Annotated in this window: 8 protein-coding genes and 1 pseudogene; 5 read left to right on the top strand and 4 right to left on the bottom strand. The window is 48.2% G+C overall.

Annotated elements, in window-relative coordinates; all coding sequences use genetic code 11:
• Nucleotides 1-109: 109 nt before the first annotated feature.
• Nucleotides 110-1246, bottom strand: coding sequence for a pentapeptide repeat-containing protein (locus tag RMO84_RS05585; protein ID WP_396135777.1), 1137 nt, complete (start codon nt 1244-1246; stop codon nt 110-112).
• Between the two features lie 496 nt (nt 1247-1742).
• Nucleotides 1743-2822, bottom strand: coding sequence for a recombinase RecA (recA, locus tag RMO84_RS05590; RefSeq protein WP_310487488.1), 1080 nt, complete (start codon nt 2820-2822; stop codon nt 1743-1745).
• 329 nt (nt 2823-3151) lie between these two features.
• Between recA and RMO84_RS05595 the strand changes: the two genes are divergently transcribed.
• From RMO84_RS05595 to RMO84_RS05605, 3 genes are all read left to right on the top strand, one after another.
• Nucleotides 3152-3481 (top strand): DUF2605 domain-containing protein, encoded by a 330-nt coding sequence (locus RMO84_RS05595; RefSeq protein WP_310487489.1) that lies wholly within the window; start codon nt 3152-3154, stop codon nt 3479-3481.
• Between the two features lie 158 nt (nt 3482-3639).
• On the top strand, nt 3640-3948 hold the full coding sequence (locus RMO84_RS05600; protein WP_310487490.1) for a DUF2973 domain-containing protein: 309 nt from the start codon (nt 3640-3642) through the stop codon (nt 3946-3948).
• A 31-nt stretch (nt 3949-3979) separates the two neighbouring features.
• A complete protein-coding gene (locus RMO84_RS05605) occupies nt 3980-4825 on the top strand; it encodes a DNA/RNA non-specific endonuclease (RefSeq protein ID WP_310487491.1) in 846 nt (281 codons plus the stop codon).
• Nucleotides 4826-4884: 59 nt separating this feature from the next.
• On the opposite strand, the gene RMO84_RS05610 is transcribed toward RMO84_RS05605, so the two are convergent.
• The gene (locus RMO84_RS05610; RefSeq protein ID WP_310487492.1) at nt 4885-5421 is read right to left on the bottom strand and encodes a tetratricopeptide repeat protein; all 537 of its coding nucleotides are present in this window, start codon (nt 5419-5421) and stop codon (nt 4885-4887) included.
• Nucleotides 5422-5512: 91 nt separating this feature from the next.
• Nucleotides 5513-6088, bottom strand: a complete 576-nt coding sequence (locus RMO84_RS05615; protein WP_310487493.1) for a tetratricopeptide repeat protein — start codon at nt 6086-6088, stop codon at nt 5513-5515.
• A 174-nt stretch (nt 6089-6262) separates the two neighbouring features.
• On the opposite strand from RMO84_RS05615, the gene hisF reads away from it, so the two are divergent.
• Together hisF and RMO84_RS05625 are read left to right on the top strand one after the other, a co-directional pair.
• Complete coding sequence (gene hisF / locus RMO84_RS05620; protein ID WP_310487494.1) at nt 6263-7030, top strand: imidazole glycerol phosphate synthase subunit HisF; 768 nt, start codon at nt 6263-6265, stop codon at nt 7028-7030.
• 171 nt (nt 7031-7201) lie between these two features.
• A pseudogene (locus RMO84_RS05625) lies at nt 7202-7437 on the top strand (phosphate ABC transporter, permease protein PstA); the annotation flags it as partial.

A 7437-nucleotide genomic window follows, 5' to 3' on the forward strand; every position in this document is an offset into this window, starting at 1 on the left:
GGGCGGGCACGAGGCACCGCCACTACAGGCTATCATTACACCGCCAAAATCTGTAGGGGTGCCCCTTGTGGGTACCCTCACCATCTCAAACGTAGCCCCAGGTCGATCGTCAATGTGATGCTCCTAATTTCTTCTGTGGCAATCGATCGGGAATGCCTTCACAGCCGCCGGGAATCGTCTGGCGCGATTTATCGCCGCACCACATACAGCAGTATTTTCGCTGATCTTCAGACATTTCTTGGACGTTAGTAAAATCCGCATTTTCAACTACCGCACCTGTATATTCACCCGTCGTATAGTTAGGGATCTCATTGCGACTGCGGGGACTGGCAAGTTCGGGCTTATTGCCATAAAAAAAGCGAGTCCCTTTGATATCTGCACCATTTAAATTTGCTTCATAGAGAATGGTGCGCGAGAAGTTCGCTTTGACTAAATCGCTGCCACTGAGGTTGGCACGAATCATGTTGGCATCGCTGAGATCTGTCCAGCGTAAGTCGGCTTGAGAGACGTCCGCTCCTGCAAGCATTACCCCCAGATCGATGACCCGTACGCCATAGAGCCGATCCTCGTCATAACCACCGTCGCCATCCAAAATTGCCCTACCGAGCCGGCGATCGCGTCTGAGGGGCGTCAGCAGCTTGGATTGGGACAGAAAGCGGAGGACTTTGGCTTTACCACCGGCATCGATACTGCCGAGCAAGGCTGCCGTGCGTCCGGCGGCGAAGGCTTGCTCCTGCGGCCAATCTTCAAGGAAACCATCGTCATCTAACACCAAATCGGAGATCCCTTGAAAGTAGGCGTCGATCGTCTGTTGCTGGGTGAGAATATTTTGTTGGGTGGTCAGGCGATTTTGTTCGATCGTTAGGTCGCGGGAGATAATATACTGTCTCCAAGCGATATATACGGCGAGGATCGCAATCAAAATTTGACCGAAGGCTCCACCCCACTCACCCGATGCCCCGACTGCATTCCAGTCGATGCGATCGGAAAAACTACTGACATACTCAAAAAATTCTAAGATCTGGAGTAAGCCAATTAAGGCGATCGCGACGGTAATCGAGGCAACTAATTGTAACCGTTGGGCTGGAGATAGGGAGTCTAAGAGTTCTTGGCGAATCCCGCGATAGATGATTGGGAGCGATAATACTAGTGCGATCGCACAACCTGCTGCGGCAATCCAGGTGTTGTTGAGCCATAATCCGAACACCATAATGGCGATCGCTATCAGATTTCCCCAGATTGTCATATTCTATGCAAAATACCTAGTGCAAATAGTCAAGAATTTTGTTTTTTTAGACTACATGCTGTTATAATAACATTTTTCGATCGGATTTAAAGAATTAGTTTTTCTTCAGCTGCAAACGGTGACGATCCTCCACGGGAGAGGCCACACCAATGAGTTGGTTAGGACGAGTCTAGTTGCGACTATTAGTGGTAGTTAATATGTCTGGCAATAGGTAATTTAAATACTAGCTAAATACATTAATGCTAATGAGATCGTGCCAACGATCTCTCCCATCTATAATCGCCCGTACGCTCGATCTCTACCATCGTAACCCCTTCTAACGATCGAGGGCGCATTGGTATTCAGATCGCTAAAATTGAGATTAAAATTCTCTAAGAAGTCGGTGATGCATCTCGATCGACTTGGCGGTTGCTAGAGTAACATCAGATTTAAATCGATCTAAAAAGCGGAGAGTAGTAATTACCACTCCCCGCTTTTCAAGCATTACGCTCTGAGTTTATTCTTCATCATCATCGTCGCCATCTTCTGTCTCTTCCTCAGCTTGCTTGAGCGTGTTAGCAGAGACGGGGACGCCAGTACTGAGCTTGTCGAGAACTTGTTGCTGAACTTTAGCGACAAACTCGGCATTTTCTTCCATGTACTTGACGGTATTGTCCCGCCCTTGCGCGAGATTATCGCCTTCGTAGCTATACCAAGCACCCCGGCGGGTAATAATCCCCGTTTCTTCAGCCAGATCGACTAAACAACCAACAGTCGAGATCCCTTTCCCGAAGATGATATCGAACTCGGCAATGCGGAAGGGAGGGGCGACTTTGTTTTTCGCCACCTTAACTTTGACGCGATTTCCGTACTCACCATCACTTGCACGTTTGAGGGTTTGAATCCGGCGAATATCTAGTCGTACCGAAGCGTAAAATTTGAGTGCGGTACCGCCAGTAGTCGTTTCAGGGCTACCATAGACGATCCCAATTTTCTGACGCAGTTGGTTGATGAAAATCACCGTACAGCCAGATTTAGCAATACTACCAGTGATTTTACGCAGGGCTTGGCTCATCAAACGGGCTTGCAAACCCATGTGAGAGTCACCCATATCGCCTTCAATTTCGGCGCGGGGCACCAAGGCAGCTACCGAGTCAATCACAACGATATCTACAGCCGCCGAGCGCACTAATTGATCGACGATTTCTAAGGCGGCTTCGCCAGAATCGGGCTGCGAGACGAGCAAATTGTTGATATCGACGCCGAGTGCTGCAGAGTAGGTCGGATCGAGGGCGTGTTCGGCATCAACGAAAGCGGCAACTCCGCCCGCTTTTTGAATTTCGGAGATCGCGTGCAGGGCGAGGGTGGTCTTCCCAGAACTTTCAGGGCCGTAAATTTCGATGACTCTACCTTTGGGCAAACCGCCACCCAAGGCAATATCTAGGGTCATCGCCCCGCTTGAGATGGTTTCTACCCGCATCCGCTGGGCATCACCGAGACGCATAATCGCCCCTTTTCCAAAAGATTTTTCGATTTGGTTGAGGACTAGATTGAGGGCTTTTTGTCTGTCTGGGCTATTTGTGATTTGGGTTGCCATTAATGCCTCTATGAACAAGGGGAAAGTTGAAGGTAGCTTGCCTTAGTTTAACTAGCAAAAGCTTGGTGCATAGGTACTATTGTACCGTCGATCGAGTCCAAAAGTCAAAGTTCGCGGGACTGTCCTCTCTAGGATACAGCACTTTCCTTGACTACGAAGTCCGTTATTTGGGTGAAAGGGGGAGCGGAGACAAAATCGGACTTGGCGATTTAGGAGGGGATGGCCACTGGATGTGCTGGATCGGCCACTAATTCTAAATTTTTTAATTAAGAATTGTAAAAAAGACACTAGAATAGAAATAAGATCTACAGATAGTCTGTCTGCACCTTATGTCTAAATCTCAGCCATCAGAGCAAGAACTGCTACAAACCATCCTCCAGCCCTTGCTGGTAGACTTTGAGTACTGGTTTGGTCGATCGAAAGAACTCCTAGAGCGCGAGCGGATTGCATTTTTGAGTCCCAGTGCCCAAGCGGATTTATTGGCGCGGGTCGATCGCGCGCAGCAAGAAGTCAGTGTCGCTAAAATGTTATTTAATGCCGTCGGCGGGCAAGCGGGGATCGAAGCCAGTCAAATGGTCGGTTGGCATCAAATCGTGACCGAATGTTGGCATGTCTCGATGCAGCTAAGACAGTCGGAACAGTCTAAGATAGAAGAGTAAGGATGACCCATTTGGTTTGAATTTCTCATAAAAGCTGCATTGACGGTCTAGATGTGTCCGCCCACTTGTTGGTAACTAGAGTGGTAACAACAATCTGCCAGATATCCCGCAACTTTTTGATTGCTACTTATTTTTGGCACATTGTAGAGGACAGGATTGTGTTACAGATTATATATTTAATTGCCTTTACTATTTTGGCATTTCTGGCGATCGGCAATTTGATTCGCAGTCTGATTGGGTTCAGTCGCGACGCGGCACCATCTAGATCGATGAACGATGGCAGTAGTCGCGGTTATACTTATCGGGTGGGAGCGGTACCCCACCCAGAATTGCTCGATGACTTGGGTAATGTCACCACCGAACCATTACTAATTATGAAGTCGATTAGTATCGAGGATGCTCGTGCTAGACTGGATGCGCTGTATCATACCGATCGCCCTCATCCGGCTGAGGGTGAAAATTTATAAGCAGCTAGCATCCATTTAAATAGCGACAACTGTGCGAAAAGTAGCGTACCTCCTGATTTTGACGATCGCGATTAGCCTAGTTGCCTGTCGCAATCCCGATATCCCATCGGGGGGGGAAACACAAGGTAATATCAATCTCCTGATGGGGAATCCGTCTCAAGCCACAACTTCGCCTGGGAATGCTGAGAATTACCTGATTACCCGTCCTCAGTACGCGCTCTCCTATTCCAAACAGAAAGGGATACCCAACTGGGTGTCGTGGGAACTCAATGCTTCCTGGTTGGGCGATGCTCACCGGGTAGGCAAATTTGCACCAGATGAAGATTTACCCGCTGGCTGGGAACGGATCAGACCCTCGGACTATACTGGCAGCGGCTTCGATCGCGGTCACATGACCAATTCGGAAGATCGCAGTCGATCGCCTGAGGATAATATTCAGACCTTTTTGATGACCAATATTATCCCCCAATCGCCGGATAATAATCAGGGCGTGTGGGTACAGCTAGAAAACTATTGTCGGCAACTGGCTAGATCTGGGAAAGAATTATTTATTATTTCCGGCGGACACGGACAGGGCGGCATCGGCAAAAATGGTCTCAAAGCAACTGTCGGGCAGGGTAAAGTGCTGGTGCCAGCAGTGACATGGAAAGTGATTCTAGTCTTGGATAAGCCCAATTCTGGAGTCGCTGGTGTCGATAAAAATACCCGGACGATCGCCGTCATCGTCCCCAATAAGCAAGGCATCAAATACGATCCGTGGCAACAGTATCGCACTTCTGTCAAAGAAGTAGAGCAGCTTACTGGTTACAAGTTTTTTACTAATGTCCCCGCAGATATTCGATCGGTCATTGATGCCAAGATCGATAATGTCCAGTAGCCCTTCATTTCCAAGTAATTTCACTCGATCGAACAGCGATAACTTGCTAGATCGTCAATCTAACTCTCGCCATTCTGACGCCACTTTTTGAGTAGATCGATCGCGTGTTGATACTCTTGAGTGCGTCCCTGCTCTTGATATAATTTTGCGGCAGTTTGCAAGTCAATCACATCGCCAGATTTGTCGCTCAGATATTCGTGCTTGAGTACCCCTCTGGCACAATAAGCAACAGCATTATTAGGATCGAGTTCGATCGCGCGATTGAAATCAGCTAACGCGCCTTGAATATCCTGAAGTTTTTCAGCGGCAAGAAATCCGCGTCCATAGTAAGCGATCGCATATTTGGGATCGATTTCGATCGCCCGATTAAAGTCAGCTAATGCACCTTGTACATCACCCTTGCGATATTTCTGAAGTCCCGATGCAAACCTGTCGCTCGCAGTTGGTTTCTTCGCATCGGCGATCGCAATTATATTCTTGCTTGTGCTGGTTCGATCGATCTTTACCAAACTTTTAGCACTAGCGATCGATTGCAGCAGCAGCATCGTAACTGCTACACCAATTAGTCCCAACCACAATAAACTTCTCGATGACATAAACGGATATTTCTTTAGCACTGTTATTAGTTCCAATTACCACGCGCACCCATTTAGGCGATCTATCTTCGAGATCGTTTAAGTTGACTGTTTATTTGCTGAGTTTGTTCGCTCGATCGAGTGCATCTCGATAATCCTTAGTATTTCCCTGTTCTTTGTATAATTCAGCCGCTTTGTTGAGGTCGTCGATCGCCTTCTTTCGATCGCCTAAATACGATCTAGCGATCCCTCGATGGTAATAGCTATTAGCATCATCTGGTTTAATGGCGATTGCCCGATCGTAGTCAGCGAGCGCGTCTTTTGTATTACCCATACTAGCTCGAACAACACCTCGACTGAGATAAGCATTAATATAATCGGGTTGAAGCTGAATCGCTTTATTATAGTCATCGATTGCCCCTTGTTTATTGCCTAATTTATATCTAGTCTTCCCTCGTAGATAGTAATTATTAGCTCGATCTGGTTGAAGCTGAATTGCTTGGCTATAGCTATCGATCGCACCCTGTCGATCGTCAAATAATACAGCCCTAACAATACCCTGAGTACTATATGCAAAAGCCAGATCGGGATCTCGATCCATTATTTTTGCGAAAGACACCACGCCTGTAAAGACAATGAGGATGCCGCCACCACCAGTAATCGCTAATTTTACTAATTGATTCTTCACAAGCCAGACAAAGAGGGTTGCAACATTTTGAGTATGCCCAGATTGCTGGAAAACGTAGCAGGTTCTCGACTCGACTGACCGCAATCGACCGATCGCGATCTAAAATGAGGTACCGAGATCGCTCACAGGTAATCTTATTCCTGCGGTGGTTAATTACAGCAACGAGAATTCCCCATGTTAGCCAAGCGCATATTACCTTGCCTCGATGTCAAAGCCGGACGCGTCGTCAAAGGTGTCAACTTCGTCGAACTGCGAGATGCTGGCGATCCTGTCGAACTGGCTCAGATTTATAACGATGCGGGAGCTGACGAGCTAGTATTTCTAGATATCACCGCCAGCCACGAAGATCGGGACACGATGATCGATGTCGTCTATCGAACTGCCGATTGCGTATTTATCCCCTTAACTGTCGGCGGCGGGATTCAAACGACGGAAAATATCAAAGATTTATTACGCGCGGGTGCGGATAAAGTCAGCCTCAACTCAGCAGCGGTGAGAAATCCCAACCTGATTAACGATGCCAGCGATAGATTTGGCAATCAGTGTATCGTCATAGCGATCGATGCCAAACGCCGTCACGATCCTAGCAATCCTGGCTGGGATGTCTACGTCAAAGGCGGACGGGAAAACACCGGACTAGATGCGGTCAAATGGGCGCAAGAAGTCACCAAACGCGGTGCAGGCGAACTTTTGGTCACGAGTATGGATGCCGATGGCACCAAGGCTGGATACGACCTCGATCTGACCCGATCGATCGCCACCGCCGTTCAAGTACCCGTGATTGCCTCTGGTGGTGCGGGGAACTGCGAGCACATTTATCAAGCCGTCACCACCGGACGTGCCGAAGCTGCATTATTAGCTTCTTTGCTGCATTATGGCGAACTCACTGTCGCCGAAATTAAGGAGTATTTGCACGGAAAACAAGTAACCGTCCGCATTTAAGCTCCAGCCTGTCCTGCATTGGTGCGCGATCGACGACACTCTCGAAAATTTGCCGATGCTATCCTAATACATAGCGACCTGAATTGAGGATTTTCCACGCCGATCGGTTCGCTGTTGCACGCCAAAACCGCGTTCGTAAATATCCCTGTTGCTGTTGTCTCGGCAAAACTTATGACTCCTTTACCTTCTCCAGATTCTGCGGAAGCTTTCACCGATAACCAGTTTGGGATATCACCCAGCCGCCAGCTCTTTGGCAAAGTAATGACGGGGCTGGTGTTTCTCTGTGTGGCAATTGCGATCGTGCCGCTAGCTTCAATTTTGTTTATGGTAATTACCAAAGGACTCGGCGGCTTCTCGCCAGCAGTCTTTACCGAGCTACCCCCAGTGGGGCAAGGCGTCAGCGTGCC

The sequence above is a fragment of the Chamaesiphon sp. VAR_69_metabat_338 genome (genome assembly GCF_031423935.1).
Taxonomy (GTDB): domain Bacteria; phylum Cyanobacteriota; class Cyanobacteriia; order Cyanobacteriales; family Chamaesiphonaceae; genus Chamaesiphon.